Annotated in this window: 30 protein-coding genes; 17 read left to right on the plus strand and 13 right to left on the minus strand. The window is 66.6% G+C overall.

The features are described from left to right. Positions 1 to 4: 4 nt before the first annotated feature. Complete coding sequence (locus ABZ942_RS12410) at positions 5 to 652, minus strand: TIGR03086 family metal-binding protein (protein ID WP_357381121.1); 648 nt, start codon at positions 650 to 652, stop codon at positions 5 to 7. 92 nt (positions 653 to 744) lie between these two features. Between ABZ942_RS12410 and ABZ942_RS12415 the strand changes: the two genes are divergently transcribed. The 4 genes from ABZ942_RS12415 (at position 745) to ABZ942_RS12430 (ending at position 3,570) form a co-directional block, all read left to right on the plus strand. Continuing rightward, a complete protein-coding gene (locus tag ABZ942_RS12415) occupies positions 745 to 1,752 on the plus strand; it encodes a WYL domain-containing protein (protein WP_357381123.1) in 1,008 nt (335 codons plus the stop codon). An 85-nt stretch (positions 1,753 to 1,837) separates the two neighbouring features. Next, complete coding sequence (locus ABZ942_RS12420; protein ID WP_357381125.1) at positions 1,838 to 2,326, plus strand: alpha/beta fold hydrolase; 489 nt, start codon at positions 1,838 to 1,840, stop codon at positions 2,324 to 2,326. After that, a complete protein-coding gene (locus ABZ942_RS12425; RefSeq protein ID WP_357381127.1) occupies positions 2,314 to 2,757 on the plus strand; it encodes an alpha/beta hydrolase in 444 nt (147 codons plus the stop codon). Before ABZ942_RS12420 ends, ABZ942_RS12425 begins: the two co-directional genes overlap by 13 nt. A 162-nt stretch (positions 2,758 to 2,919) precedes the next feature. Beyond that, positions 2,920 to 3,570, plus strand: a complete 651-nt coding sequence (locus ABZ942_RS12430; protein ID WP_357381129.1) for an HD domain-containing protein — start codon at positions 2,920 to 2,922, stop codon at positions 3,568 to 3,570. Positions 3,571 to 3,628: 58 nt separating this feature from the next. Here ABZ942_RS12430 and ABZ942_RS12435 read toward each other — a convergent pair whose 3' ends face one another. Next, positions 3,629 to 5,086 carry an MFS transporter gene (locus tag ABZ942_RS12435; protein WP_357381131.1) on the minus strand — a complete coding sequence of 486 codons (1,458 nt, stop codon included), beginning with the start codon at positions 5,084 to 5,086 and terminating at the stop codon, positions 3,629 to 3,631. A 74-nt stretch (positions 5,087 to 5,160) separates the two neighbouring features. On the opposite strand from ABZ942_RS12435, the gene ABZ942_RS12440 reads away from it, so the two are divergent. After that, entirely contained in the window at positions 5,161 to 5,643 is a 483-nt protein-coding gene (locus ABZ942_RS12440; RefSeq protein WP_357381133.1) for a MarR family winged helix-turn-helix transcriptional regulator, read from the plus strand. A 3-nt stretch (positions 5,644 to 5,646) separates the two neighbouring features. On the opposite strand, the gene ABZ942_RS12445 is transcribed toward ABZ942_RS12440, so the two are convergent. Then, positions 5,647 to 6,639, minus strand: a complete 993-nt coding sequence (locus tag ABZ942_RS12445) for an AsnC family transcriptional regulator (protein WP_357381135.1) — start codon at positions 6,637 to 6,639, stop codon at positions 5,647 to 5,649. Positions 6,640 to 6,774: 135 nt separating this feature from the next. On the opposite strand from ABZ942_RS12445, the gene ABZ942_RS12450 reads away from it, so the two are divergent. From ABZ942_RS12450 to ABZ942_RS12465, 4 genes are all read left to right on the plus strand, one after another. Then, entirely contained in the window at positions 6,775 to 7,635 is an 861-nt protein-coding gene (locus tag ABZ942_RS12450; RefSeq protein WP_357381137.1) for an NAD(P)H-binding protein, read from the plus strand. A gap of 46 nt (positions 7,636 to 7,681) precedes the next feature. Further along, positions 7,682 to 8,302 (plus strand): hypothetical protein, encoded by a 621-nt coding sequence (locus ABZ942_RS12455; RefSeq protein WP_357381138.1) that lies wholly within the window; start codon positions 7,682 to 7,684, stop codon positions 8,300 to 8,302. Positions 8,303 to 8,486: 184 nt separating this feature from the next. Further along, complete coding sequence (locus tag ABZ942_RS12460; RefSeq protein ID WP_357381140.1) at positions 8,487 to 8,804, plus strand: hypothetical protein; 318 nt, start codon at positions 8,487 to 8,489, stop codon at positions 8,802 to 8,804. A gap of 96 nt (positions 8,805 to 8,900) precedes the next feature. Beyond that, complete coding sequence (locus ABZ942_RS12465; protein ID WP_357381142.1) at positions 8,901 to 10,751, plus strand: lipase family protein; 1,851 nt, start codon at positions 8,901 to 8,903, stop codon at positions 10,749 to 10,751. A 572-nt stretch (positions 10,752 to 11,323) separates the two neighbouring features. On the opposite strand, the gene ABZ942_RS12470 is transcribed toward ABZ942_RS12465, so the two are convergent. From ABZ942_RS12470 to ABZ942_RS12485, 4 genes are all read right to left on the minus strand, one after another. Next, positions 11,324 to 11,908, minus strand: a complete 585-nt coding sequence (locus ABZ942_RS12470; RefSeq protein WP_357381144.1) for an NAD(P)H-dependent oxidoreductase — start codon at positions 11,906 to 11,908, stop codon at positions 11,324 to 11,326. 63 nt (positions 11,909 to 11,971) lie between these two features. Continuing rightward, the gene (locus tag ABZ942_RS12475) at positions 11,972 to 13,102 is read right to left on the minus strand and encodes a hypothetical protein (protein WP_357381145.1); all 1,131 of its coding nucleotides are present in this window, start codon (positions 13,100 to 13,102) and stop codon (positions 11,972 to 11,974) included. 9 nt (positions 13,103 to 13,111) lie between these two features. Next, a complete protein-coding gene (locus ABZ942_RS12480; protein ID WP_357381147.1) occupies positions 13,112 to 13,405 on the minus strand; it encodes a hypothetical protein in 294 nt (97 codons plus the stop codon). A gap of 86 nt (positions 13,406 to 13,491) precedes the next feature. Next, positions 13,492 to 14,103, minus strand: a complete 612-nt coding sequence (locus tag ABZ942_RS12485; protein ID WP_357381149.1) for a hypothetical protein — start codon at positions 14,101 to 14,103, stop codon at positions 13,492 to 13,494. A gap of 158 nt (positions 14,104 to 14,261) precedes the next feature. Between ABZ942_RS12485 and ABZ942_RS12490 the strand changes: the two genes are divergently transcribed. After that, a complete protein-coding gene (locus ABZ942_RS12490; RefSeq protein WP_357381151.1) occupies positions 14,262 to 14,642 on the plus strand; it encodes a nuclear transport factor 2 family protein in 381 nt (126 codons plus the stop codon). On the opposite strand, the gene ABZ942_RS12495 is transcribed toward ABZ942_RS12490, so the two are convergent. Then, a complete protein-coding gene (locus ABZ942_RS12495; protein ID WP_357381153.1) occupies positions 14,639 to 15,562 on the minus strand; it encodes a MerR family transcriptional regulator in 924 nt (307 codons plus the stop codon). The two genes, ABZ942_RS12490 and ABZ942_RS12495, sit on opposite strands and share 4 nt — an antisense overlap. 120 nt (positions 15,563 to 15,682) lie before the next feature. Here ABZ942_RS12495 and acpM point away from each other — a divergent pair, with 120 nt between their 5' ends. From acpM to ABZ942_RS12510, 3 genes are all read left to right on the plus strand, one after another. Then, positions 15,683 to 15,988 carry a meromycolate extension acyl carrier protein AcpM gene (acpM, locus tag ABZ942_RS12500; RefSeq protein ID WP_357381155.1) on the plus strand — a complete coding sequence of 102 codons (306 nt, stop codon included), beginning with the start codon at positions 15,683 to 15,685 and terminating at the stop codon, positions 15,986 to 15,988. Then, positions 15,985 to 16,428, plus strand: a complete 444-nt coding sequence (locus ABZ942_RS12505) for an SRPBCC domain-containing protein (RefSeq protein ID WP_357381157.1) — start codon at positions 15,985 to 15,987, stop codon at positions 16,426 to 16,428. Before acpM ends, ABZ942_RS12505 begins: the two co-directional genes overlap by 4 nt. Positions 16,429 to 16,726: 298 nt before the next feature. After that, positions 16,727 to 17,437 carry a TVP38/TMEM64 family protein gene (locus ABZ942_RS12510; RefSeq protein ID WP_357381159.1) on the plus strand — a complete coding sequence of 237 codons (711 nt, stop codon included), beginning with the start codon at positions 16,727 to 16,729 and terminating at the stop codon, positions 17,435 to 17,437. 64 nt (positions 17,438 to 17,501) lie between these two features. On the opposite strand, the gene ychF is transcribed toward ABZ942_RS12510, so the two are convergent. Further along, complete coding sequence (ychF, locus tag ABZ942_RS12515; protein ID WP_150402273.1) at positions 17,502 to 18,581, minus strand: redox-regulated ATPase YchF; 1,080 nt, start codon at positions 18,579 to 18,581, stop codon at positions 17,502 to 17,504. Positions 18,582 to 18,640: 59 nt separating this feature from the next. Beyond that, positions 18,641 to 19,564, minus strand: coding sequence for a zinc-binding dehydrogenase (locus ABZ942_RS12520; RefSeq protein ID WP_357381161.1), 924 nt, complete (start codon positions 19,562 to 19,564; stop codon positions 18,641 to 18,643). Positions 19,565 to 19,693: 129 nt separating this feature from the next. On the opposite strand from ABZ942_RS12520, the gene ABZ942_RS12525 reads away from it, so the two are divergent. Both ABZ942_RS12525 and ABZ942_RS12530 read left to right on the plus strand, forming a co-directional pair. Next, entirely contained in the window at positions 19,694 to 20,536 is an 843-nt protein-coding gene (locus ABZ942_RS12525; RefSeq protein WP_357381163.1) for a helix-turn-helix domain-containing protein, read from the plus strand. 4 nt (positions 20,537 to 20,540) lie between these two features. Further along, positions 20,541 to 20,963 (plus strand): VOC family protein, encoded by a 423-nt coding sequence (locus tag ABZ942_RS12530; RefSeq protein WP_357381165.1) that lies wholly within the window; start codon positions 20,541 to 20,543, stop codon positions 20,961 to 20,963. 70 nt (positions 20,964 to 21,033) lie between these two features. Here the strand turns inward: ABZ942_RS12530 and ABZ942_RS12535 are convergent, their stop codons facing one another. Genes ABZ942_RS12535 through ABZ942_RS12545 form a run of 3 tightly spaced genes read right to left on the minus strand, consistent with a single transcriptional unit; the run spans position 21,034 to position 24,070 of the window. After that, positions 21,034 to 21,846, minus strand: a complete 813-nt coding sequence (locus ABZ942_RS12535) for a carbohydrate ABC transporter permease (protein WP_357381887.1) — start codon at positions 21,844 to 21,846, stop codon at positions 21,034 to 21,036. A 35-nt stretch (positions 21,847 to 21,881) separates the two neighbouring features. Then, a complete protein-coding gene (locus ABZ942_RS12540; protein ID WP_357381167.1) occupies positions 21,882 to 22,790 on the minus strand; it encodes a sugar ABC transporter permease in 909 nt (302 codons plus the stop codon). Further along, positions 22,787 to 24,070, minus strand: coding sequence for a sugar ABC transporter substrate-binding protein (locus ABZ942_RS12545; RefSeq protein WP_357381169.1), 1,284 nt, complete (start codon positions 24,068 to 24,070; stop codon positions 22,787 to 22,789). The genes ABZ942_RS12540 and ABZ942_RS12545 overlap by 4 nt, the downstream gene beginning before the upstream one ends. Positions 24,071 to 24,456: 386 nt before the next feature. On the opposite strand from ABZ942_RS12545, the gene ABZ942_RS12550 reads away from it, so the two are divergent. Next, on the plus strand, positions 24,457 to 26,751 hold the full coding sequence (locus ABZ942_RS12550) for a carbon starvation CstA family protein (protein ID WP_357381171.1): 2,295 nt from the start codon (positions 24,457 to 24,459) through the stop codon (positions 26,749 to 26,751). Then, the gene (locus ABZ942_RS12555; RefSeq protein WP_357381173.1) at positions 26,748 to 26,990 is read left to right on the plus strand and encodes a YbdD/YjiX family protein; all 243 of its coding nucleotides are present in this window, start codon (positions 26,748 to 26,750) and stop codon (positions 26,988 to 26,990) included. Before ABZ942_RS12550 ends, ABZ942_RS12555 begins: the two co-directional genes overlap by 4 nt. The last annotated feature ends 2 nt before the right edge of the window (positions 26,991 to 26,992 follow it).

Consider the following 26,992-nt stretch of genomic DNA (forward strand, 5'->3'; position numbering starts at 1 on the left):
CACCTCAGACGCGCGGGACGCGACCGAGGTAGCGCAGCAATTCGGCGACCGCGCTGTCATCGGACGTACCGTCGACGATCGCGGCGTAGGCACCCCACTGACGCAGCGGCTCAACGATTTCCGCTTCTTCGCCACTCCCCGGTGCAGGCTGCGCAGTACGCGCGGCGGTGAGCAGGTACCCGGCCAGCTCCTCGGTCAATGGCGACGCCTGGCCCGTGCCGATCGCGATGTCCCAAGCGTGCACCGCGGCATCCAGTGCGCACATCACCGCGCCGACCGCGGTCGGCAAGGAGCCGTGCGGCAGCGGCGTCGGCACGGCCTCGGTGTCGTCGGCGACGGTCGCCCAGGCGGCCGCGGTCTGCTCGATCGCGTCATCGACCAGCGCCACCTTCGACCCGTCGACACTGCCGGAGGGCTGGAAGGGGTTGTCGGAGGGCCCGGCGCCGATACCGAGCGCCGCGGCGTAGGCGAGCTGATCGCCCGCGGCATGCTGAACCACCTGCGTCACAGTCCATTCCGAGCACGGCGTCGGCAGCTCCCACTGATCGTCGCGGACGCCGGCGACGACGGTTGCCAGGGCGCGGTAGGACTCGTCGAGGACGTCCCGCCAGACGGGGCTCAGGGTGGCGATGGAGGTGGTGGCGACGTTCATGTCAGGACCTTTCGAGATGGTGTTCCTTGCTTCTGACATCAGCCTATGAGTCCATTAGGCTGATTTCGTTCCTAATTTTCCGGAGGCGAAATGTGACACCGACCACAGTGCGAGTACTGCGTTTGCTGGCCCTGCTGCAGGACCGCGCACACACCGGCCGGGAACTGGCCGAGCGACTGTCGATCACCGACCGCACCCTGCGCAACGACGTCCAGCGCCTGCGCGAACTCGGCTACCCCGTGCAGGCGCAACGCGGCGCGATCGGCGGCTACCGCCTCGGCCGCGGCACGACGATGCCGCCGCTGCTACTGGACGACGACGAGGCCGTAGCCGTCGCGGTGGCCGTCGGCCTGGCCGAGGACGGCGCCACCGAGATCGCGGACATCACCGACAACGTCACCCGCGCCCTCGCCAAACTCGACCAGATCCTGCCGAAACGCTTGCAGCGCAAGGTGACCGCGCTCCGCGAAGCCACCGCCATCGGCCCAGCCACCACCGGCTCGCGCGAACCCGACGCCCCGGTTCCCGCCGCGATCCTGACCACGCTCGCGGGCGCCATCCGCGACGGTGCCACCGTACTGATCGAGCAAACCGACCCGGACCGCGAAGAAGTCGAGCCCTATCGACTCATCAATTGGCAGCGCCGCTGGTACCTGGTCGCCTACCACCTCGAAACCCATTCCTGGAGCGCGATTCCCGTCGCCAGGGTCCAGCAGGCAAGCACCGGCACTCGCCGCTTCGCCGCCCGCTCACTTCCTGACGACGACCTCGTCGCCTTCGTCATGCGCCACATCGCCAGCACCGGCTGGAAGGTGCACGCCCGCGTCACCGTCCTGGCCTCCGCCGAAACCGTCATCGCCCGAATCAATCCCGCGGTCGGCGTCGTGGAGGCCGTCGACGCCGACACCTGCGTGCTGCTCACCGGCGCCGACGCCCTCGAAACCATCGCCATCTACCTGAGCATGCTGATGATGGACTTCCGCGTCGACGGTCCCCCCGAGCTGGTCGAGCACATCCGCACCCTCGCCCGCCGCTACACGAACGCCGTGCCGCCCGAAAACACCAGCGCCACAACGCCTCGCCGAAACCTGGACGAATGATCACGAGGAACTGGTGCTGGAATACCGCGAGGCCGCCGACACCAATTCCCTCTCGCCGAACAACCACCGGCATAAGCTGCGATCCGTGGCCGACAACGAGTTGTTTCTGGAACCTAACATCGGCAAGCCCACCGAGAAGGTCGGCTACTTCGCGACCAAGGCGGGGTTCGATCGATTCGCCGCCGCGTACACCGACGGCCTGGCCGCGCTGCCCGAACCCGCTGAACAGCGGGCGGTGTCGACCTCGTTCGGCCCGGTCCGGGCCTACCGCTTCGGCGATGCGGGCGGCACGCCGCTCGTCCTGCTCTCCGGCCGCCAGGCCTCGACGCCGATGTGGGCCGCGAATCTGCCCGGTCTGATGGCGGACCGCACAGTCTGGTCGATCGACAGCATCGGCGAACCCGGCGCCAGCAGCCAGCACAAACAACTCGTCACTCCGGTCGACCAGACGACGTGGGTGGCCGAGGTGCTCGCCGGTCTCGAGCTGCCGCGCGTACACCTGCTCGGTGTCAGCATCGGCGGCTGGCTGGCGGTGCGGGTAGCGATGCACCCCCGGAATGCGTGGCCTCGGTAACCCTGCTCGATCCGGCGAATACCTTTGCGCCCATTACCTGGAAGGTGATCGTCATATCGCTCGGCAGCATCATTCCCGGTCTGCCAAAGCGCGTGCGTTACTGGCTGCTGAGCTGGATCTCTGGCGGCATCCCGGTGGACGAATCGATTCCCGAGGGACGCCTGATCGCCGCAGCCATGCGCGATTTCAGCTCGGCTCAGCCGACGCCCGTCCGTCCCACCCCTGAAGAGCTGGCCGCCATCGAGGTCCCGGTGCTCGCAATCCTGGCCGGGCGCAGCATCATTCACCACGCGACCCGCGCCGCCGAAACCGCCCGCACCATCCCCGGTGCCCAGGTCGAGGTGTGGCCGGACGCCTCGCACGCCATCAACGGCGAGTTCCCGGACCGCATCACTCAGCGTTTCGCCGAGTTCATCGCAGCCATTGGTTAGGGACGTCGGATGCGCGTCGGCCGAAGTTCCCGGCCCCGTCGATATTCCGATGTTCCCCTTCTCACGTCGCTACTCGGCGCTGCCTCTCTTACGCTCACAGGCAGTTTCTTTGTCCAGTGTGCGTGCATCGACTCTCGAGGTCCGATGTGAGAGAGGTCGGGCATGACCAGCGAGACAATGGCGGCACTTGTGCTGCCGCAGACGCCGCTTGCCGAGAGCGTCCTCGGGCTGGCGCTGCGGGTGGAGTCACCGGCGGTGGCCAATCACAGCATCCGCAGCTTCCTGTTCGCGAGACTCTTCGCCGAGCACGCCGGGGCAACGCCAGCGGCCGACTACGACACCGACTTGCTGTTCGCCGCCTGCGTGCTGCACGACATCGGCCTCAGCGATGCCGCGAACGGCACCCTGCGCTTCGAGGTCGACGGGGCGAACAAGGCCGCCGAGTTCCTGACCGATCAGGGCCTCGGGGCCGCGGCCGTCGACGCGGTCTGGGAGGCGATCGCCCTGCACACCTCCCCGCAGATCGCCGAACATCGCGGCACCCTCTGCAATTTCACGCGCACGGGGATCGCGCTCGACTTCGGCTTCGGCACCGAGTTCATCAGCGACGAGGTCGGCGCGGCGATCCACGACCGGTATCCCCGGCACTCGATGGCCACCTCGCTGGTCGACATCATCGTCGAGCAGGCGACGGCGCAGCCGGACAAGGCGCCGCCTTTCTCCCCCGCCGCCGAATTCTTGCGCGTACGAGCACAACCCGGCGAGGCGACGGTGCTCGAGCACGCCGCCGACCACGGCCGCTGGGGCAACTGACCCCGGAAACAGCGAAGCCGACCCGGGGCAAACCGGGTCGGCTCCAACAGTTCTCAGATCAGGCGTGACCGACCTTGTCCGCCGCGTCGGGCGCCTTGCGCATCGGGATCAGCGCGGTCAGCACGATCGCGACAACGGCGGCCGCCGTGGCGATCAGGAACGTGGTGTGGAAGCCGTCGCGCGACGGGAACACGTGCACGCCGAGCTGCATGGTCATGTGCGCGAGCACCACGCTCATCACGGCCGACGAGGTCGACGTACCGACGGAACGCATCAGCGAGTTGAGCCCGTTCGCGGCGGCCGTCTCGGTGATCGGCACCGCGCCCATGATCAGCGCGGGCATCGCGGCGTAGGCGAGGCCGACACCGGCGGCGACGATCATCGACGCCACCATGATTTCCCAGACGCTGTTCATCAGCACCACGGCGCACAGGTAGCCCGCCGCGATCACCGCGGAGCCGAGCGCCAGCGTGATCTTCGGACCGCGCGCCGCAGACAGCTTGGCCGACACCGGCGAGAGCAGGATCATCACGAATCCGGTTGGCGCCAGCGCCAATCCGGCGTTGACCATGGTCAGGCCGAAGCCGTAGCCGGTCTGCTCCGGCGCCATCAGCAGCTGCGGGAAGGTGAGCGACATGCCGTAGAGCGCGAAACCGACCGCGACGGAGGCGATATTGGTGAACAGCACCCGCGGTCGCGCCGAGACCCGCAGGTCGACCAGTGGCGAACGCTGGCGCAGCTCATAGGCGCCCCAGCCGAGGAACACCACCAGCGACACCGCGAACAGGATCAGCGTCGTCGGGCTGCCCCAGCCCCAGTCCGCGCCCTTGGTGATCGGAATGAGCAGCGCCAACAGCGCGATCGAAAGACCAACCGCGCCGCCGAAATCGAACCGCGCGGGAGTGCGCACCGGCGACTCCGGCACGAAGACGAAAACCAGCGCGGCGCAGATGAGGCCGAGACCGGCCGCGGTCCAGAACAGCATGTGCCAGTCCGCGTTCTGCGCGATCGCCGCGGCGAGCGGCAGGCCGAGGGCGCCGCCGACGCCGAGCGTCGCGCTCATGATCGCCATCGCCGAGCCCACCTTCTCGGCGGGCAGTTCGTCGCGCATGATGCTGATGCCCAACGGAATCGCGCCGACCGCGGCGCCCTGCAGCGAGCGTCCGATGATCTCGGGGATCAGCGCGGAGAACGCCGCGCAGACGACCGAGCCGGCGACCAGCGAGAGCAGGTTGACGAACAGCACCCGGCGCTTGCCGAACATGTCGCCGAGCCGGCCGCTGATCGGGGTGAACACCGCGCCGGCGAGCAGGGTGGCGGTCACCACCCAGGAGGCGTTGGACGCCGAGGTGCTCAGCAGGTCGGGCAGCGTCGGAATGATCGGGATGACCAGCGTCTGCATCAGCGAGACGACGACACCGACCATACCGAGGGTGGCGATGAGGACGGCCGGCGATGGACGCCTTCGGTCGTCGGTATCAGAGACGGTCGAAGACGCGTCGGCAGCAACAGTCACAAATGTGCACGCTACACATCTTGTGTATCGTGCACAATTGGATATAACGTGACGCACCCGACATAGTGAGGCCCATGTCCGAATTCGGTCCCGCCGATAACGCAGCGCTCACCCGCCTGGTCTACGAGCTGACCCTGCTCGCCAGGCACTTTCCCGCGTCGCTGCTGCGCCGTCCCGGCTTCCAACTCGACCGCTCGGCCTTCCTGATCCTGACCAGGCTGGAGTACGACACCGCGCTGAGCCTGCGCGAGCTGTCCGAGACGTTCCAACTCGACATCTCCACGATCAACCGCCAGGTCGGCGCGATGCTCAAGCAGGGGCTCGTCGATCGCGTCCCCGACCCGGACGGCGGCATCGCGCGCAAGATCCAGGCCACCGTCAAGGGGTTGGATGCGCTGGCCGCCGATCGCCTGCAGAGCCGTGACGGCATCGGCGCGGTGGTCGCCGACTGGGCCGACGCCGATGTGGATCAGTTGAGCAGGTTGATCGCGCGGTTCAATCAATCCGTCGAGCACATCGAAGACAATCCGTGGCCACGGCCGCCTGAAGTGCGGTAGTCGCTAGCGGACGCCTTTGGCGGATGTCAGCTCGGAGCGCGTCCGCCCACCCGCCTTTATCGTCGCGAGGACCGGGGCGGTCTCCAGCGTCCGGATCGCCGCGAGCTCGCCCAGTCGACCGGTGAGGTATCGGTGCAGAGCGGCGGGGCTCTGGCACATCGCCTGAGCGACGAGGTTGGCCGAGCCGGTGGTCGCGACGACGAAGGCGAGTTCGTCATGCCCGGCCAGCGTGGTGGCGACCGCATCGAGGTGCGCCGGAGCGACCGACATCCACAGCAGGGCCTGAGTGGTCGCGCCGAAGTGTGCGTCGTCGAATTCGACATCGAAGAAGAGCGCGCCGGTTGCCCGCAGGTCGGCCAGCCGCCGGGTGACTGTCGCCGGTGACCAGCCGGTCGCCGTGGCGAGTTCGGCGAGGCCGGCGCGGCCGTCCCGGCTCAGCGCGCCGAGCAGGGCGGCCTCGGCAGCGGACAGGGTCCGATGTTGCGTCGGGCTGTCGGATTCGATCTGAAGTTGTTGCTGCTGAGCGGTATTCAATGCGTTGACATGGCCACGCCATACCCCGGGCCCACCGTGATAGGTGTGCAGCACCAGATGCGCGGATACGCCGGTGATGCTCGAGGTACGCGGAATGTCGTGCAGCAGTAGCGATCGCGAGGTCTGTGCGCCGAGCGGGACATCGACGATCAGCAGGATCTCGGTGCCGCCGGACATCAGCTTGACCCATGAGGTGTCAGATCTGCGAGCCAGCGAGTTGGCGAGGTGCTGCGCGGCAGCCATCGTGGTGGTGAGTCGAACCAGCCACTGCGCCTTGCCGATTCCGTGCGTGTCCGGCAACCCGACGACGCGCAGGCCCGCCTCGGCGCGCAGCCGACGGTACCGGCGAGCGATCGTTTGAGTCGACACACCGAGGACCGCACCGATCTGGTTGAACGGTGCCCTGCCATCGATGTGCAGTGCGTGGATCAGACCGCGGTCCACATCGTCCAGTGTGGTCATTCCTTTCATGACACCACGCTGTGTGGAAATTTTCCACTATCCGTGCGCAGTAGATGGATCGATCGACCGTCCCGGTCGCACTCTTGTCCAGGCGGCGGGCATTCGGCCCGCACCATCGAAAGGGGAAGCGACACCATGATTCTCGTAACCGGAGCCACCGGAACCGTCGGCCGCACGCTGATCGAACAGCTGCGTACCGCGGGCGAACGAGTTCGCGCAACCAGCCGACAGCCCGCGGCAGCCCACCTGCCCGCTGACGTCGAGGTGGTTCGAGCTGACCTCGGTGATCCCACCCAGCTGGCCGCCGCGATGCGCGGTGTCGATCGGGTGTTCCTGTTGTCCACCGGACCCGCGATTCCCCAGCACGACGCGATCGTCGCCAGGGCAGCCGCCGAGGCGGGCGTCGCGCGCCTGGTCAAGCTGTCGTCGGGCCGCACCGGCGACGACACCGCCACCGATCCCATCCCCACCTGGCACCGGGCGGGCGAACAGTCGGTGCGCGCATCCGGCGTGCCGTGGACCATCGTGCGCCCGCTCGGGTTCATGTCCAACGCACTGCACTGGGCAGACACGATCCGTGCGCACGGTGCCGTGTACGCGCCGTATGGCCAAGGGCGCATAGCCGTTATCGATCCGCGCGATATCGCGGCGGTCGCGGCCGTCGCGCTCACCGCCGACGGACACGACGGTCAGGTGTACACCCTGAGCGGACCGCAGGCACTGTCTCCCGGCGAGCAGACCGCCGTCCTCGGCGAGGTGCTCGGCCGTTCGCTCGAATTCGTCGAAGTCGCACCGGAACAGGCGCACCAGGCCATTGTCGAGCACGGCGTGCCCGCCGAGCTGGCGGACGCGATCATGGCGCTGCGGGCCACCGCGCTGGCGGCTTTCACCTCCGTCGTGCACGACACCGTCGAACGGCTCACCGGCGTACCGCCGCGCACCTTCCGGCAGTGGGCCGTCGACCATGCCGCCGAATTCCGCTCCGCCGCAGCCTGACTCGGCCCGGACAGCGTCGCGGCAGCAACCCCCGTACGATCAGAGCGTGAGGCTGGGTGTGGGGTTGCTGGCCGTGTCGGTCCTCGCGGCCGGATGCGATGCCGGTGAGAGCAAGTGGTCCGACTGGACCGTCACGGCGTATTACACCGCCGTCGAGTCCTACCATGACGGGCCGCGCGAAACGGTGCACGGTTGCATCTACCTCGACTGTGTCGACGACGACGCCCAACTCGGCGACCTACCAAGCGATTTCGTCGACGCGGTGCGCGACGAAGGCACCGGCCGCATCACCAGCGGCAGCAACGCGGGCGCCTACCTGAACTGGTCCTACGACTCCGGCTTCTGGCTCGACTCACACCCTCGCGACGCCGCAGGCGAAATCCTGCAGCCCTTCCGCAGCGCCGCCGCCGACGGCCTGGAACCCGGCACCCGCCTTCGCCTCACCGACTGCGGCATCATCGACCCCGAAGCCACCGCCACCTGCACCAAATTCCAAGCCGCCGAATGGTCTGTCGGCGACGAATTCATTCCGGGCCCCGGCGGCCCCCACCACCTCGACCTCTACATCGGCGAGGAAACCTCCCCCGACTTCCCCGATTCCCCCGACTTCCCCCTCTTCGCCGGCGCCGCCATAGAACCAATAGACGATCTGCCCGACGGGACATGAGCGCCACAGCCACTCGCTATGTCCGCTCGTCGCACGGAAGCACCGGGCCTGAACACGTAGGTGTCGCGGTGGTGCTCAGCTCAGCGCCTATTCGAGGTCCTAACCAGCGCAACGTGATACAGGCTTTGGCGGTTGTGAGGTGTGGTGGCGCGCTAGGCTCTGCGGCTGGGTCGGACCCGACGGCATGGGAGGCGCTTCGATTCACACGAAACATCATGCGTGGTGGGACAACTACCTCGTGGCCCTGCTCGGCCTCGTGCTCGCGGCCGGATTCGCGTTCGCCGCCATCGCCGCGGCCTCGGGTGGGGCCTATCCGCTGGCGATTGCCCTGGCGGTGCTGGCGGTACCCTTCGCCGTTCCCACCATCGTTCAAGTGCTCGGCGAATTGCTCATCTACTTGATGATTCCGGTGGTGTTGGTCGGATTCGTACTGTTCCTCCCGGTTCTCGCCGTCAGTCCGGCGGCGCGGAAGTGGGCGCGACGGCGGTGGCGGAACCGCTGAGCGCGGGTCGACGAAGATCACATCGATCGGTTGTTAGCCGTCCGTAGAGTTGTCGGCATCGAGCTTGCCGCATGAACCGACGGACGGAGGCCCTAGGTGGGCGGTAGCAAGGCGCGGACCTGGGATATACGTGGAATCGCGTGGTGGTTGCCTGGGCTCGCCATCATCGTGTCGGGCGTGTTGCTGTACTCGCCGTTGGGCGTCTCGCTGATCGAGGGGCGCGTTGTTGTCGTGGTCGCGATGCTGGCGCTCGGCGCGTCGGCCGCCGCTCGGTGGTGGTTTGCGCGGGGCGGCGGTTCATCGGCCGCCGCACCCGATCAGCTGTCCGATGGCGCCCACCTCGAGTCCACCCGAGTTGTGCGCGCTCGACGGTTGCTAGGTGTCGAGGCAGTGCTTGCCGCCGGGTTCGGTGTGCTCGGTATCGCCGCACTGACCATGTCCGTGTCCACGTCGTTGCTGTGGGTCGGGGCGTGTTGGATCGGCATCGGCATCGGCGGACTATCGGCCGGGGCGCGACGCGACGATGTACTCGTCGCGTCCGCGGCACTCGCGGGCTGGCAGGTGCTCGCCGGCTCGATTCTCGCGACGTTCCCCTTTCGCACCGGCCTGGATTTCACCGCGTGGACAGTCATCACCCTCTTGATCACCGGGGTGGCGATGATGGCCCGCGGTCTCCGGCTCACTGCTCCGCTGCCCCGCGCGAGCACCCTGCGCTGGTGGCGCCCGGCCGCGGTGACCGTGCAGTTGATCGTGCTCGCGGTGACCGTCGGCTGGTACGGAACCCTTGTCACCCAAACCGCCCGGCAGGACGCGGAACAAACCCGCCTGGCCGCTTTCTACGAAGTGCCACAAGGCATTTCACCGCAGCCACCGGGCACCGTGATCCGTTCGTCGCCGATGTCACTGCCCGGCGTGCACGGCCACGGCCAGCGCATCCTCTACTGGTCCCAGGACCGCAACGGCACCCCGGCGGTGTCGTCGGGCATGGTCTGGACGCCACTCGCCGAGGGCGCCGATCGCCCCATCCTGAACTTCGCCCACGGCACCGTCAGCCTCGGCGCCGAATGCGCGCCCAGCAGGCAGTCCGGCATCGCCGCGACCATGCCCTGGCTCAACGACGCCCTCGACCGCGGCTGGGTGGTCGCCGCCAGCGACTACGCGGGCGCCGCAGGCACCGGCGACGGTGAGCACTATCTCGTCGCCACCGATCAGGGCCGCGACACCGTGAACGCCGCCCGCGCGGCCCGCAACCTGCCCGGTACCGGCGCGGGCACCGACATGCTGATCTACGGCATCTCGCAGGGCGGTCTCATCTCCCTGGCCGCCGCCGCCCAGACCCCCACCTACGCACCCGAGCTGCACCTCGTCGCCGACGCCGCCACGGCCCCCGCCTCCGACATCGCGGGCATCCTGCGCGAACGCCCACCCCAACTCCTCAACGGCTGGGCCGTTACTCCCTTCCTCACCACCCAATACGCCAAGGCCTACCCCCAGCTCGACCCCAACGCCCTGCTCACCCCGCAAGCCGCCGCCCGCAACGAAGAAATGGCCGGAGCCGGTTGCGCCGCAATACCTTTCGCCGCCCTGTTCGCCCGCATCACCACCGTCCCCGGCATGGGCGACTACTTCAAAGGCGATCCCCTCGCCGACCCGGCATGGCGCCAAGCCTTCGAGGAAAACCGCGCCCCCGACCTACCACCCGGCATCCCCGTCTATCTGGCCCAGGGCCTAGAGGACAAACTCGTCCCGCCGAAATTCACTGCAGCCCTGGTAAACCGCTACTGCGCTGCGGGCACCCGCGTAACAACCCAGTGGAACCCCGACGTCGGCCACGACAACCAAAACGACCAGGCCGTCGCCCCCCGCGTCATCCAATGGTTCGCCGACCACCTCACCAACACTCCCACCCCCGACAACTGCAGCGACCCCCTCCCCATCAGCAACTAGCGGTCCCGACACAGAGCGTTGCAAATCTAGCCAGATTTGCACCATGACTTCTGTTCGAGTGCCCATCACCACCGCATCCCGCAAGGGCGTGTCCGGGTTGGTGGCTGCGAGCGAAGAGCAGCGTGTCGTGCTGACCAGCCATGGCCGAGCGGTGGCCGTTGTCGATTCGGCTGAGCGAATCGACGAGGACATGCGCAAGATTCGCGAAGCCAAGCTCGCAATCCTCGATGCGCAGCCGATCTCGCCTCCAAACGAACGCGGAGGTTCGATCTCGCCGCAGTGTGCGTCCGGCTGGGCGTCGACGAGTCCATGGTGCGCGCGCTGGCGGCCGAGCGAGTCGCGAATCGGTGAGGAAGGGCGAATCGTTTTGCACTGTGCGGTAATCCAGCTGGCAGCCATCCGGAGTGGACGCAGGCGACCTGAACCGTATCGTCGCCGACCGGGGCGAACCACGATGTGACGCAGTGCTTCCCTGCGCGAACGCCGTCTGCATCCGCCGCAAGGATCACCCGGGGCCACACCGCGCCACTCCCTGACTACATCGCCCGCCAATTGTGTTGCCGGACTTCAGATCAGGCCACGTACGGGCGTTCGGTCCGGGCAGAGCGGAGGGCGGAGCCCCACCAGACGAGCTGGTCGAGTAGTTGGTCGGCGGCGGCTTCGGGGGCTGAGGGGTCCGTCAGTTTGCCTGTGGGGTCGAAGAGTTGGGCGGCGCTGTGAAAGCTGACGGTGTCACGGACGGTGACGGCGTGTAGTTCGGCGAAGACGTGGCGGAGGTGCTCCACGGCGCGCAACCCGCCGGAAATGCCTCCGTAAGAGACGAATCCGATCGGTTTGGCCTGCCACTGGGTGAAGTGCCAATCGATCGCGCTCTTGAGTGGGGCCGGGTAGCTGTGGTTGTACTCGGGTGTCACGACGACGAAACCGTCGGCTGTGGTCAGTCGCGCACCGACGGACCGCAGTGCTCGCGCGCCGGCGGGTTCCGGTTCGTTCGACATGTGTGCGGGCAGTTGGTCTTGCGCGAGATCGATGAGATCGACCGCGATGTCGGCGCGCTTTTCGGCGTGTTCGACGAACCAGTTGGCGACCGTGGGACCGAACCGTCCCGCCCGGGTACTTCCCACGATCACGGCGACCTTGACCGGATTCTCCGTCATAACAATTCCTTTCGACGCTGAGTACTGATGCGGGTAAGCGTCGAACATCAACAAAGGTTGATGTCAAGTCGCCTTATCTACTCCGCGGCCCCGCTCCCAGGGACCCAGCCGCGGCCTACTCCGAAATGGGGTACCGCCGAGTCGGCCACGCTCGATCTCGATGGCGGGCCGCTTGCGGTAGTCGGCTTCGAGAATCGGCTCGACATCTCGGTTCTCGTGGACAGCCAGGCACGGCGCTACGAACGCACAAGCCGAGCAGTGCGCCGATGCGGGATTCGGGTAGACGCGCAGATCGGAGTGAACCATGTCCAGTATCTCCCCCGCCAATTGCGCACCAGCCGCGCGTATCTCGTCGATGTTGCGCCTGATTATGGTGCGGCGTAGCCCATTACCTTCGATGTGACTGATCCGGTCGGCGGTCTCCGCCGGTCGGCCCTTCACATAGATGCGCCGGGGTGACGAGACGCCGCGGCCACCACCGCTGGGCTCATGCTGTGGTATGCCGCCGCGCCGACGTTCAGACACCAGCCGGTTTCGCGGCAGATCCTCAGCGATCCGCGACGAGAGCTCGTTGTAGATCGTGCCCGCGACCTCCATGCCGTCGTAGAAACGTCCCCACGCCCAGCATGCCGCCACCGAATCCTCCTCCAGCACAAGCTGTTCCATCGAAGGGAACGGCTCATCGAGCACCCGGTGGCGAACGACCCAGTAGCGGTCGTACTCATCGATGGCCAGCAGGTCGATCCGCCCCGTGTAGTGGATTCCGCCGCCGTCGGGGCTGACCAGCCCATGCTCGGGATCGGCCGGGTCCGGCACGATCGCATCGAAGTCGGTCTCCACCCGGATCGGCGAGAAGCGGTCGACGGTCGGCGCCCAGGAAAAGTAGCGCTCCAGCAGCAGGTGGGCGCGAGCGAGGGCGGCCTGCCCGTCCGGCGGGTCGCCGCTGAACGCTTCGCGTTGGCGACCGAGCGCGTTGTCCAGCGCTTTGGTTACCAGCGGTAAGACGATGGCCGCATCCCAATCCCACATGCCGGGGAAGTAGTAGACGGCGAGGGCGTCACGTAGCGCCCGATCGAGGTCATAGGTAGTTCGCCGAACCGGACGCAGGCAGCGGCGCGCGGTCGCGGTGAAATCCCATTGCCGACGGCACCGCTTGAATGCGGCTCGATCGGCGGCACTGACCAGGTATTCCACCGCCCGGCCTCAATGCGTCCGGGGCCAGGGCTCGTCGAGCGGCCATCGGCAGCGGTCCGCGCCGCTGCCGATCATCGACTCCATTTCGGCCAGTAGGTCATCGAGCATTTCGCGGGCGGTCTCGCGATCACCGACGGTATGTTGCCAGCAGTAGTAGATCCACGTGTCGGCCGCGCCCGGCGGACATTCGCCTCCGCCGTGCCATCCGTACGAATGTCCCCGGCGCTCGACATAGACCAGGTCGCCCGGCTGCGGATCGGCAGTCAGGATGGCGTCGAGCAGCTGTTCGCGGTCCACGGCCACCTCGGAAGGTTTGTCCGGCGGTTCTGGATTTTACTCCGCCGGACACTCCTATCCGCTGTCGGAAGCCGTGAACCCGAGCAAGCCCCCTACTTCGCCGGTGTGGTGACCGTCGGCGACGACGTGGTCGGCGCGGCCGGGGAGGTGGTCGCCGCAGGCGTGGTCACGGTCGGTTGCGCCGTGGGTGATGTGGTGACCGTCGGCCGAATCGGCTCGGGGCACTTATGGTTCCACTCGCCGAGGGTGTTGATCTCGGCAGGGGTCCGCGGGTCACCCGTGTAGTCGAAGCGCTCCGTGCAGATCACACCGCAGTTGTCGTTGCAGTTGTCGGTGCCGCCCGGCCGCGGTCCAGCGGGATCACCGCAGAAGATCACGCCACAGTTGTCGGTACCGCCCGGCGGCGGAATCACACCGCAATTCTCGTTGCAGTTGTCGGTACCACCAGGCGGCTGTGCCGCAGGCTGTCCCGAGTCGCCGACGCGAGGCCGAGACCCATCCTGACGTTGCGGACCACCTGGATTACCCTGTGCCGGAATCGAACTCGTCGGCACCACCGTCTTCGTCGCGGTAACCGAAGTCCCGGGCACCGAACTCGGCAGCGGCGTACGGGATTCGGACTCCTTGGTCCCGCACGCCACCACCAGCACCAAGGTCACCGCGGCCAGCAGCACGCCCAAGACCACACGCAGCCGTCTACTCATCATTACCCTCATCTCCTCCAGCTGCCGAAGCAGCACCCCGAACCGAGGCTAAAAGTACACGGCAACCGAAACTTTCAGACAAATGCCCCATGTCGAAGGCCAACGCAACGGGGCCGACCGAGTAGCGTGCGGCGTGCAACCACGGAAGGAAGGTCGCCATGCTCGACGCCGACGTGCGAGTCGCTCTGCAACGCCATTGGGCGGCATCCGACGCCAACGACTTCGCGACCGAACACGAAATCTATCGAGCCGATGCGATTCTCGAATATCCGCAATCGGGCGAGCGCATCCGTGGGCGGCACAACATTCAGGCCTCGCGCCGAGCCCAGCCGAACGCGAAACGCTTCACCGTGCGACGCATACTCGGCGGCGGTGATCTTTGGATCAGCGAACTCGTCCTCACCTACGACGAGCAGCCCTTTTACGTCGTGAGCATCATGGAATTCGAAGGCGCGGAAGTAGTTCGCGAGACCCAGTACTTCGGCGACCCCTTCGCCCCTGGCCCTTCTCGTGCACAGTGGGTCGAACGAATCGATTAGGCCCGCGGCGCCGATGCGATGGAGTCGGCCAGCGCGTCGTACAGCCAGTGATGGGTTGGCCCCACCGTGATACGGGCCCCGAGCAACTGCCCGGTCAGCGCCCAGTAACGATGAATCCGATGGTCGGCATCGGTGGCACCGACCAGCAATTGCCGTCGGAAACGCAGCGAATCACGTTCCCCGCGCGCCCTGGCGTGGGCCTTGACGTATCGGTCGAGTTCGCTGCCATCGTGCGGCCGCTCGCCCGCCGAGACAAGTGCCACCACATCCGGCATCAGGTCGCCCACGTCGAAGTACAGACCTTGACGGTCACGGATCACTTCCGGCCGGTACCGCCAGAGTTGCTGTCGCACAGCAGCACTCAGCTCAGGGTCGGCGACAAGCGCGGACAGCTCGGCCAGCGCGACCACCTCGTCGACGGACGGATCAGCGGGCGGCTCCGGGACATTCCAGCACACCCACCTGTCGACCTCATGCCGCGGTACGGGCGCGAGGACGCGCTGCCAGAACCGTGCGAGGCAATCGTGTACCGCACCGCTGTCCTGCGCGGCGGCCAGCAATGCGAGTCGCTCGGCCCGCTGCGTCGGGGCAGCCGTCTCGACTGCCCGCACTGACGCGCGCCGCCAGGCCAGCGACCTGAATTCGAGGTCGAGTCGGGCACTTTCGGCGGCAATGGCCTCGGCCATGGACCGCTCGCCGCGCAGCACCTCGGTAATCGAATCCAGCCCGAGACCCAGCGCGCGCAACCGCCGGACCAGCAGTAAGCGTTCGGTGGCACGGTCGGCGTCGAACAGCCGATGCCCACCCGCGCTACGGCGGGATTCGAGAATGCCTTCGTCGCAGTAGAACCGGACCGTGCGCACCGCAAGCCCGGTGCGGTGCGCCAACTCCCCGATGCTCACCAGTATGTCGTCTGTCACAACCTATTGAACCTCCACCCGGGTGGAGATTTTAGCGTACTGGCACTGCGCCACGCCCTCACCGGGAACGGCTGGTCGCAGCACCGCAGATATGTGATCGCATCGAGGAGAGGGTGATTCGTGGCTACCACGCAGGAAGAAATCGTCGCAGGCATCGCGGAGATCGTCGAGGAAGTGACCGGTATCGAGGCCGCCGAGGTGATGCTGGAGAAATCCTTCGTCGAGGATCTGGACATCGATTCGTTGTCGCTGGTGGAGATCGCCGTGCAACTCGAGGACAAATACGAGGTCAAAATCCCCGACGAGGATATGGCGAGCCTGCGAACCGTTGGCGATGCGGTTGCCTACGTCCAGAAAATGGAGGCCGAACAGCCACAGCTCGCTGCGGAATTGGAGGCGAAATTCAAGGAAGGTCAGGAGAATTGATCGCCGACGCACAGCTGAATCCCGCCGCCGTCGAGCTCGGCAACTTCTTCCCGCAGCCGCCGGACATCGTATGGCGCGCGTTGACTGAACCCGATCTGCTGGAGCAGTGGCTCCTTCGACCGACCGGATTCGATGCCGCGGTCGGAACCCATTTCCGATTCACCTTCCCAGCCTCATCGATCGATGAGATCGCCTGTGAAGTGCTTGCGGCCCGGCCATACGAACAGTTGACCTACAGCTGGATCTATTCGCAGGCCGAGCACCGCGCCCGATGGATTGTCGATTGGACGCTGCGACCGCAGGGACACGGCACCCGACTTCTGTTGACACAAACAGGATTTGACATCGAAGACCGTCGACAGAAGATGATCCGCAACGCCACCGAGCGAAGCTGGAAACGTTCTGTCCTACCGCGACTCAGTGAGGTGATCCACCACTAAAACCTGTAGGTGGGCGGGTCGCCAGTACACCGCAATCGACCCGCCCACCTACGACTGCGGCACAGCCGACCTCATCGCCCCGGCCAGGGCGGCACCGGCGGGCGAGAACATGGTGGGGCTCGCCGCGTAGCCCAAGGCTATTCCGCACCAGGCCGGAGGCCGCCCCACCCTGCGAACGCAATTCGCGCCAATCTGCAGCCGCGCCACCGCTCGATCAACGCGCCGACTCGGCCGAAGGCAGCCGCTTATTGGCCTCGATTCGCGACCGCAGTCAGTGTGCGGCAGGGTTGGGCGCACCATGACCGACCACGACGATTCCTCGCTGACCAGCAGGTGGCGACACGGCGCGCGTCTCGCGGCGTGCATCGTGTTCCTGCTCGGAATGTTCTATCTCGTTGCCGTCGCACGAGTTATCGACACCAACGGCATCCGCGACATGATCGCCGAGACCGGTCCGGCCGCACCGTTCGTCTACGCGGTCGTGTCGGCGCTCCTTGGCGCCATCCTTGTTCCAGGCCCGATCCTGGCCGCAGGGAGCGGCCTGCTTTTCGGACCGCTGGCCGGGACATTCGTAACGTTGGGTGCGACGGTCGGCACCGCAACAGTCTCCAGCTTCCTCGGACGCCGCGCAGGCCGCGAGAGTGCACGCGGACTTATCGGCGCCGACCGCGCGGAACGCCTCGACGCACAAATCGAGCGGCGCGGCCTCTGGGCCGTCGTAGGCCAGCGCTTCGTCCCCGGCGCCCCAGACGCACTGTCGTCCTACCTGTTCGGCGCACTCGGCGTCCCGCTATGGCAAATGGCCACCGGCGCCTTCATCGGCTCAGCCCCCCGAGCATTCGTCTACACCGCCCTCGGCGCCTCAATCGGCGACCTCTCAGCCCCGCTCGCCTACACCGCAATCACAGTCTGGTGCATAACCGCCATAATCGGCGCCTTCGCCGCCCACCGCACCTGGCGCACCTGGCGCCGCCATGGCGAAGAAGTCGATCCAGCGACGAAACCATAGACGTTCAATCGGCCACGGTGCTCAACGAAATTGAACACCGCAAGAAATTGAACAGGCGAATCAGCTACACGTTGAAGCGGAATTCGACTACGTCACCGTCGGCCATTACGTAGTCCTTGCCTTCCATGCGGACCTTGCCTGCGGCTTTGGCGGCGGCCATGGAGCCGTGTTCGACGAGGTCGTCGAAGGCTACGATTTCGGCTTTGATGAAGCCGCGTTCGAAGTCGGTGTGGATGACGCCTGCGGCTTTGGGGGCGGTGTCGCCCTGGTGGATGGTCCAGGCGCGGGATTCTTTGGGGCCTGCGGTGAGGTAGGTCTGCAGGCCGAGGGTGTGGAAGCCGGTGCGGGCCAAGGCGTTCAGGCCGGGTTCGGTTTGGCCGATGGATTCGAGGAGTTCGAGGGCGGACTCGTCGTCGAGTTCGAGGAGTTCGGCTTCGACCTTGGCGTCGAGGAAGACGGCGTCGGCGGGGGCGACGGCGGCCTTCAATTCGGCGATCTTCGCGTCATCGGTGAGGACGGACTCGTCGGCGTTGAAGACGTAGAGGAAGGGTTTGGTGGTGAGCAGCGAAAGCTCTTTCAGCAGTTCGCCGTCCAGCTTGGTGCGCGCGGAGTAGAGCGTCTGGCCGCTGTCGAGGACCGCGTTGGCGGCGACGGCCGCGTCGAGCAGGGGCTTGCGGTCCTTCTTGATCCTGGCTTCTTTTTCCAGCCGCGGGATCGCCTTCTCCAAGGTCTGCATGTCGGCGATGATCAGCTCGGTCTCGATCACCTCGATGTCGGCGAGCGGGTCGACACGACCGTCGACGTGCACTACGTCATCGTCTGCGAAGACGCGGACCACCTGGCAGATGGCGTCGGCCTCGCGAATGTTGGCAAGGAACTTGTTGCCGAGACCGGCACCCTCGGAGGCACCCTTGACGATGCCTGCGATGTCAACGAACGACACCACGGCGGGCAGGATCTTGGCCGAACCGAAGATCTCGGCGAGCTTGTTCAACCGCGGATCGGGCAGCGGAACCACGCCGACATTCGGCTCGATGGTCGCGAACGGGTAGTTCGCGGCCAGCACGTCGTTCTTGGTCAGCGCGTTGAAAAGCGTCGACTTTCCGACGTTGGGCAGGCCGACGATTCCGAGGGTGAGACTCACGAGTAGAGGAGTCTACGCGGCAGGCGCGGGCCCCCGACCCGCGCCTGCCGTACCGGTGATCAGGGAATAAGCACGACCTTGCCGAGATTGCCCCGGTCCTCGATCACCGCATGCGCCTCGGCGGCGTCTTCGAGCGCGAATTCCGCGTGCACCGCGGGCCGAAGCAGGTCGGACGCGACGTACTGCCACAGCTCCTGACGCCACTGGTCGAACAGCTCCGGCTGCCCCTGGGCGATGCGGGCTACCTGGAATCCGATCACCGATTTGGCGCCGACAAGCAGGTCGTAAGCCTGGATGGTGCCGCCACCGGAGCTGTAGTAGACCAGCCGTCCGCCGGCGCCGACCGCCGCGAGAGCAGGTCCGAGCAGGTCACCACCGACCGCGTCCAACGCGTAGTCGACGGGTTCACCCCATGACTCCTGCCCGTACTCGATCACCTCGTCGGCTCCGAGCCCACGGACGAACGCCGCCTTCGACTGATCCGATACCGCACCGACCACCCGCGATGCGCCACGGGCCCGCGCAAGCTGAACCGCAAGATGCCCCACGCCACTGGCCGCCGCGGTGATGAGCGCCGACTCACCTTCACGAGGGTTCGCCGCCTCGAGCGCACCCAGCGCGACCAACCCACTGCGCACCAGCGCGACCGCGTCCACGGCCGACGCTCCGTCGGGAATCGGCGACGCCATCGCCACCGAGAGCAGCGCGTAGTCGGCGTACCCGTGCCCGAACACCAGCCCGGTCACCCGGTACCCCGGTGCGTATCCGGTGACGCCGTCACCGACGGCGACCACCTCGCCCGCGACCTCGCCACCCAGTGCGATCGGCTCGCGCTGCTCGCGCACCTTCCGCACCACCGGCAGGGTCACCCCGATCGCCTCGACCCGGACCAGGAGTTCCCCGGGCCCCGGTGTCGGCACCTCGGCCGATACGACCTCGAGCACCTCAGGACCACCGCTGCGCTCGTATTGGACCCGCCGCATCACACCTCCAGAAATCGTTAGAAGAGGACACGGTAACCAGACGGCGCGGTGCGCTCATACCCGTTTTCGTCCCGAGTGCGCCATCTCACCGCGCTTGCGGTCGCCGCCGGGCGGCGTAGCGTGACCTGCATGGAGCCGATCACCGAGGCGGTGACAGCGCAGCCGGCGCCCATGCTCACGCCGTTCATCGATCATTACCGCGGCTACCGCTTGACGGGGTATCCGCCGGGGTTGCATCGCGGCCTGCCGTCGGCACACATGACGTTCATCATCAGCATCGGTCCGACCATCGACGTTGTGGCGCAGACGGATCCGAGTCAGTCCCCGCAGGACTACCGCTGTTCGGTGAGCGGCCTGCAGGCGAGCACGGCGATGATCTCGCACAGCGGTCACCAGGAGGGCATCTCGGTCGCGCTGACGCCGCTCGGCAGCCGCGCGCTGTTCGGCGTGCCCGCCGCCGCGCTCTGGGACACGTCGGTGGAGTTCGCCGATGTGGTCGGCCCGATCGGGCACGAGTTATGGGAACGACTGCAGGGACCGCGCGGCTGGCCGGAACGCTTCGCCATCGTCGATCGAACCCTCACCCGGATGGCCTATCCCGATCGCGTGGTCACGCCTGAGCTGACCTGGGCGTGGCGTGCCGTCGTGCGCTCTGGCGGGACGCTGTCCGTCGGCGCCCTGGTCGAGGAAATCGGTTGGAGCAGACAGCATCTCGCGCGCCGGTTCAGCAACGAGTTCGGCCTGAGCCCGAAGCTGGCGGCTCGGATCACCCGCTTCGAACGGGCGCGCCGGATGCTCGAGCGCACCCCGTCGTTCATCACCATCGCGCAGGTGGCGGCCAGCTGCGGCTACTACGACCAGGCCCATCTGAATCGCGACTTCGCCGAGCTGGCCGGAACCAGCCCGACGATCTGGCTGGGCGAGGAGATTCCATCCGTCCAAGACACCGACCGGTCTGCCGGGCGACGCTGAGGACATGACGAATCCAACACCCGCCGATATCACCACCCGCACCGCCGTCTGGCCCACGCTGACCTTCCGCGACGCCAGAGCCATGTCTGCTTTCCTTGTCGAAGCCTTCGGCTTCCAGGAGACCGCGATGTACACCCGCGAGGACGACCCGTCCATCGTCGAGCATGCCGAGCTGCGCTGGCCGCTCGGCGGCGGCGTGATGTTCGGCTCCGCGTGCAAGGACGAAAGCGTGTTCGGCAAGCGCGTCGCGGGCAACGACTCGACCTACGTTGTCTGCGACGACCCGGATGCCCTGTTCGCACGCGCTACCGCCGCCGGCGCCGAGGTGCTGCGCGGTCTGCGCGACGAAGACTATGGCTCACGCGGTTTCACCGTCCGTGACCCCGAGGGCAACCTCTGGAGCTTCGGCACCTACTGGGGCGAATAGCTCGACGGGAGCACTGCGTAAGTTCACCTGGGGTCTACGGCCCAACGGCGCCGAACGCCGTTGGGCCGTTTCACCGGCCCCCGAGACCGGACATGGCCATGCCGCGGATGAACGCCCGCTGGGCGATGCCGTACACCACGAGCAACGGCAACAGAATGACCATCGAGGTGGCCATGAGGATCGGCCACTGGGTGTAATACTGACCCTGCAGGCGCACTAATCCCAGTGTGACGGTGGCGATCTCGTTGCGTTGGATCATCACCAGCGGCCACAGGAAGTCGTTCCAGACGGTGATCCAGGTGAGCACGCCGAGCACCATCAGGGCGGGGCGGGTGTGCGGCAACAGAACTCGCCAGTAGACCTGCCAGGTGGAGCAGCCGTCGAGGATGGCGGCCTCCTCCAATTCCGTTGGCAGCGTGTAGAAGAACTGGCGCATCAGGTAGGTGCCGAAGGCGCTGCCGAACAGGCCGGGCACGATCATCGCCCACGGCGTGTCCACCCAGCCGAACGCACGCATCAGCAGGAACTGCGGAATCACCGTGACGGTCAGCGGCACCATGAGCGTGCCGAGGTAGGCGACGAACAGCACCTCGCGTCCACGAAACCGCAAGCGCGCGAACGCGTACCCGGCCAGCGAGCAGAAGAACACCTGCCCGGCGGTGACACACACTGCGTACACCGCGGTATTCAGCAGCATCCGCCCGAGCGGCAGCAACTCGAACACCTTGCCGTAGTTGGACCACTGCGGGCTCGCCGGAAGCAGGTTCCCCTCCGCGACCTCCCCGTCCCGCTTCAACGACCCGGACAACGCCCACAGAATCGGCGTCAGCGCACACCACGCGATGCCGATCAACACCGCGTAGATCCCGATCCCGTGCAGCATCCGGCGCACGATCACCCGCTCCGCCCGGCCGGCTCTCACAGGTCAACGGCCTCCCGCCGCGCAAACCGCAACTGCAGCAGCGTGAGCACCAGCAGAATCGCGAAGATCACCCACGCCAACGCCGACGCATACCCCACCTCGTAGAACCCGAAGGCGTTCTGGAACAACATGATCCCCAGCAGATAGGTCCCCGTCTCCGGTCCCCCGTTGCTTCCGGTGAGCGCGTACACCTGATCGAACGCCTGCATCGAGTTGATGACGGTGATCACGAAAACGAAAGCCAACGGACCACGGATCAACGGCAGCGTGATCGCCGAAAACCGCCGCAGCGCACCGGCTCCGTCGATCTTCGCCGCCTCGTAGAGCGGCTCCGGCACCCCCTGCATCGCGGCAAGCAGAATGACAGTCGCGAACGGCACGCTCTTCCACACCGTGACGACGCTCAGCGAGACCAACGCCAAGTCCGGGTCGGTCAACCACGGCACCGGCCCCAATCCGATCCAGCCGAGCCCGATATCGAGCATCCCGTCCTCGGTGAAGATGAACCGCCACACCACGGCCATCGCCACCGTGGAAGCCACCAGCGGCAGAAACGCCAACGTCCGAAAGAGCCCGATACCGGCCGACTTCCGGTTCAGCGCCGCCGCGATCCCCAACCCGATCAGCACCGTCGGCACCAGCGTGAGCACGGTGAACACCGCACTGTTGCGTAACGCGATGAGAAACAACGGATCCGCGCCGAACAACCGCCGATAGTTGGCCAGCCCGACGAATCGCATCGGCCGAAACAGGTCCCATGCGTGAAAACTCAGGTACAGCGAAAACCCCAGCGGAAACAACAGAAACACCGCCACCGCCGCCACATTCGGCGCTACGAACAGCCATCCCGCCCGCTCCCGCTTCCGCGCCAACCCCGTAGTTCCCCGCAACCAGGTGTCAGTCACGGCGACTCCAGCAGCGCATCGAGGTCGGTGGTGAATTGGCCGTCCAAGGAGGCGGCAGTCGCGGCACCGCGCAGGACGCGGTTGGCGCCGCGTTCCAGCAGCGCGGAGACCTTGCCCCAGGCAGGGGTTATCGGTAGCGGGCGAGAGTTGTCCGGCCCCTCGGTGAACACCGCGAGGTTGCGCGTTTCCCGATGCGCGGCAGCGAAACCGGGCGAGCCCATCGCGGATTTCAGCACCGGAACGAACAGCCCGGAGGCCGCGATGATGGCCTGCCCGACCGGCCCGGTCGCGAATTTGACGAATTCCCAAGCCTGTTCGACCCGCGGACTGTCCGCCGCGATGGACAGCCCGGTACTGCCGACATCGGTGATCGCACCGGGACCGCCGTGCGGCCCGACCGGTAACACGGTGACATCGATCGAAAGCCCGTCCTGCCCCGCGAATTCGGAGTACAGCCAGTGCCCGCCGAGCACCATCCCCGCCCGGCCCGCCCGGAACAGGTCCGCCGCCGAAATCGACAGCTGGTCAGCGACTTTCGGCGCCACCCGATGCCGCACCGCGAGATCGGCGTAGAACTGGAACCCCTCGGCGAAGCGAGGATCACCGAGATTGGCCCTGGTCGGCGCCACCGGCGGGCTGAACCACTCCGCGCCGTTGTTCATGCCGAAGCAAGCGGCCGAGTAGTACGGCACCCAGGCGTCGGCGAAGCCCCACTGCTTGTTCTTTGTGAGTGTGCGCGAGACGTCCAGGAATTCGTCGAACGACCAGGCGTCACGCCACCGGGTGGGCGGCGTCAACCCAGCCGCCGCGAACAGCTCCCGGTTGTAATAGAGGAACACCCCGGACCACTGCTCGGGCAACGCGTACTGCCCACCGGCATAGGCGAAGGTGTCGTACAGCGCCGGATAACTGTCCCGACGCAACATCTCCGCGTACTCGGGCTCCCGATCCAGTAGCGTGCGCAGATCGAGCAGCACCCCACGCTCCGCGAGCCCGGAGTAGAGCAGCTCCCAGGCCATGATGACGTCCGGACATCTACCGCCCGCGCAGTAGGTGAGCAGCTGCTGCTGCGGATCCGGACCGGACAGGATGGTGCGAATCCTGATGTCCGGGTGCCGCTTCTGGAACTCGTCGATGATCGTCAACCGCATCCGCGCCTCCTCCGGCCTGGCCTGGAAGAAGAAGGTGAGGGCGTCGTCGGCGGATCCACATCCGGTAGCGGCCAGTAGCGGCGCGGCCAGCGCCGAGCCGAGCAGGGTGCGACGACGAATCGGTGACACGAGCTCCTCCACGACGGCCTGCGGATGGATACGCGAACCCCGGGATGAGAAACGGCGATGTGTAGGACCGATCGGCGCATGCCCGAGCCAGCATGGCAGCATACGGATGGCAACATCGCCGGGCGAGAGGAACACGCCCACTCGAACCGGCGAACACCGGCGACCGTGAACAACGGCCGACCGGCGGCTGACGCACCGCGGGCCACCCGTACCCGTGCGCGCAGACGGATCGAGCCCCGCTCGTAGGAAGACACAGTACGAGTCCTCGCGGCGATCTCGATCCGTATCGCAATGTTCAGACTTTACTAAGTCCGGCTCACGCGCGCCGCGGTTCAGCTACGTTGACATCGTTTCAGCAAGCTCGATTTCACGGGAGAGTAGTTCGCATGGCGACCATCGAATACCTCCGGACAGATCCCGACCTACCTCCCGTGGGTGTCGTGGACCGTTCGCCTATTACCCCAGTCAAGAAGGGCATTTTCGCCGCGATCGCCGTGGTGGGCGCGATCGCCTGGGCCGTCCTGGCCATCTCCCGCGGCGAGTCGGTCAACGCGGTGTGGATCGTGGTCGCGGCCGTGGCCACCTACGTGCTGGCCTACCAGTTCTATTCCAGGCTCATCGAATACAAGATCGTCAAACCGCGTGACGACCAGGCCACGCCCGCCGAGATCCTGGAAAACGGCAAGGACTACATGCCGATGGACCGGCGGGTGCTGTTCGGGCACCACTTCGCCGCCATCGCCGGCGCGGGCCCGCTGGTCGGCCCCGTCCTCGCCGCCCAAATGGGCTATCTGCCCGGCACCATCTGGATCGTGATCGGCGTCGTTTTCGCCGGTGCGGTGCAGGACTACCTGGTGCTGTGGGCCTCGACCCGCCGCCGCGGCCGCAGTCTCGGACAGATGGCCCGCGACGAGCTCGGCGCGGTCGGCGGCGTCGCCGCGATCATCGCCGTGCTGGTGATCATGATGATCCTGCTCGCGGTGCTCGGCATCGTCGTGGTGAACGCGCTGGCCGCGACGCCCGGCAAGGACGGCACGCTGCAGGGCGGCAGCCCGTGGGGCGTGTTCTCCATCTCGATGACCATCCCGATCGCCCTGTTCATGGGCGTTTACCTGCGCTTCTTCCGGCCGGGCAAGGTCGGTGAGGTCTCGATTATCGGGTTCGCGCTGCTGCTGCTGGCCATCATCTCCGGCAACTGGGTCGCCGGATCCGGTTGGGGCCAGGACCTGTTCACGCTGTCGGGCACCACCATCGCGTGGTTCCTCATCGGCTACGGCTTCATCGCCTCGGTGCTGCCGGTATGGCTGCTGCTCGCGCCGCGCGACTACCTGTCGACCTTCATGAAGATCGGCACCATCGTCCTGCTGGCGGTCGGTGTCCTGATCACCATGCCGGTGCTCAAGGCGCCCGCCGTCTCCGACTTCGCCGGATCCGGCAAGGGCCCGGCGTTCGCGGGCAGCCTGTTCCCGTTCCTGTTCATCACCATCGCCTGCGGCGCGCTGTCCGGATTCCACTCGCTGGTTTCCTCGGGCACCACGCCGAAGCTGCTGGAGAAGCAGTCGCAGGCCAGGATGATCGGCTACGCGGGCATGCTGATGGAGTCGTTCGTCGCCGTCATGGCGATCATCACCGCGAGCATCATCGACCAGCACCTGTATTTCGCGATGAACGCGAGCGCAGGCCTGACCGGCGGCACCGCGGAGAAGGCGGCCGCCTACACCAACAGCCTTGGCCTGAGCGGTAATCCGATCACCCCTGCTGAGCTGACCCAGGCGGCCAAGGACGTCGGCGAGACCAGCATTGTTTCCCGGACCGGTGGCGCGCCGACGCTCGCCGTCGGCATGTCCGAGGTGCTGCACCGGTTCCTCGGCGGCAGCGGCCTCAAGTCGTTCTGGTACCACTTCGCGATCATGTTCGAGGCGCTGTTCATCCTCACCACGATCGACGCCGGCACCCGTGTCGCGCGCTTCATGCTGTCGGACTCGCTGGGCAACCTCGGCGGCCCGGCCAAGAAGTTCAAGGATCCGTCCTGGCGGCCCGGTGCGTGGCTCTGCTCTGCGATCGTGGTCGCCGCGTGGGGCTCGGTGCTGCTGATGGGTGTCACCGATCCGCTCGGCGGCATCTACACGCTGTATCCGCTGTTCGGCATCTCCAACCAGCTGCTCGCCGCGATCGCGCTCACCGTGGTGCTGACCATCGTGATCAAGAAGGGCCTGGTCAAGTGGGCCTGGATTCCGGCGATCCCGCTGATCTGGGATCTGATCGTGACGATGACGGCGTCCTGGCAGAAGATCTTCTCCGCCGACCCGAACATCGGCTACTGGAAGCAGCACAGCAACTATGTCGCCGCGGTCGATGCGGGGAAGATCTTGGCGCCCGCCAAGACCGCGGCCGATATGGACAAGGTCGTGCGCAACACCTTCATCCAGGGCAGCCTGTCGATCATCTTCGCGGTGCTGGTGTTGATCGTGGCGATCGTCGGCTTGATCGTCTGTGTGCGGGCTTGGCGCGCGGGCGGCGGACCGGACAGCGAATCGCCGGACGAGCCGTCGAAGATCTTCGCGCCGACGTCCTTCCTCGCGACCGCCGAGGAGAAGGAGGTGCAACGGGAATGGGACGCCTTGATCGCCGCCGGGAAGGTCCGAGCGCCGGGCGCCGCGCAGGTGAAAGCGACGCAATGACCGTGCACGTCGCCCCGCACGGCAGTCGATCGGCTGCCGTGCGGGGCCTGCGTGCCGCTCGAAGGGGTTGTGCGGCAGCGGTGTGGTGGTTCAACTCGATCCTCGGCGGGCAGGACTATCGGCGCTACGTCGACCATCTGGCGCGCAACCATCCCGGCTGCGCGGTGCCGACGGAACGCGAGTACTGGCGGACCAGACACGCGGACGCGGATAACAACCCGACAAATCGCTGCTGCTGAGG

It is taken from the genome of Nocardia sp. NPDC046473 (genome assembly GCF_040645995.1).
Classification (GTDB): domain Bacteria; phylum Actinomycetota; class Actinomycetes; order Mycobacteriales; family Mycobacteriaceae; genus Nocardia.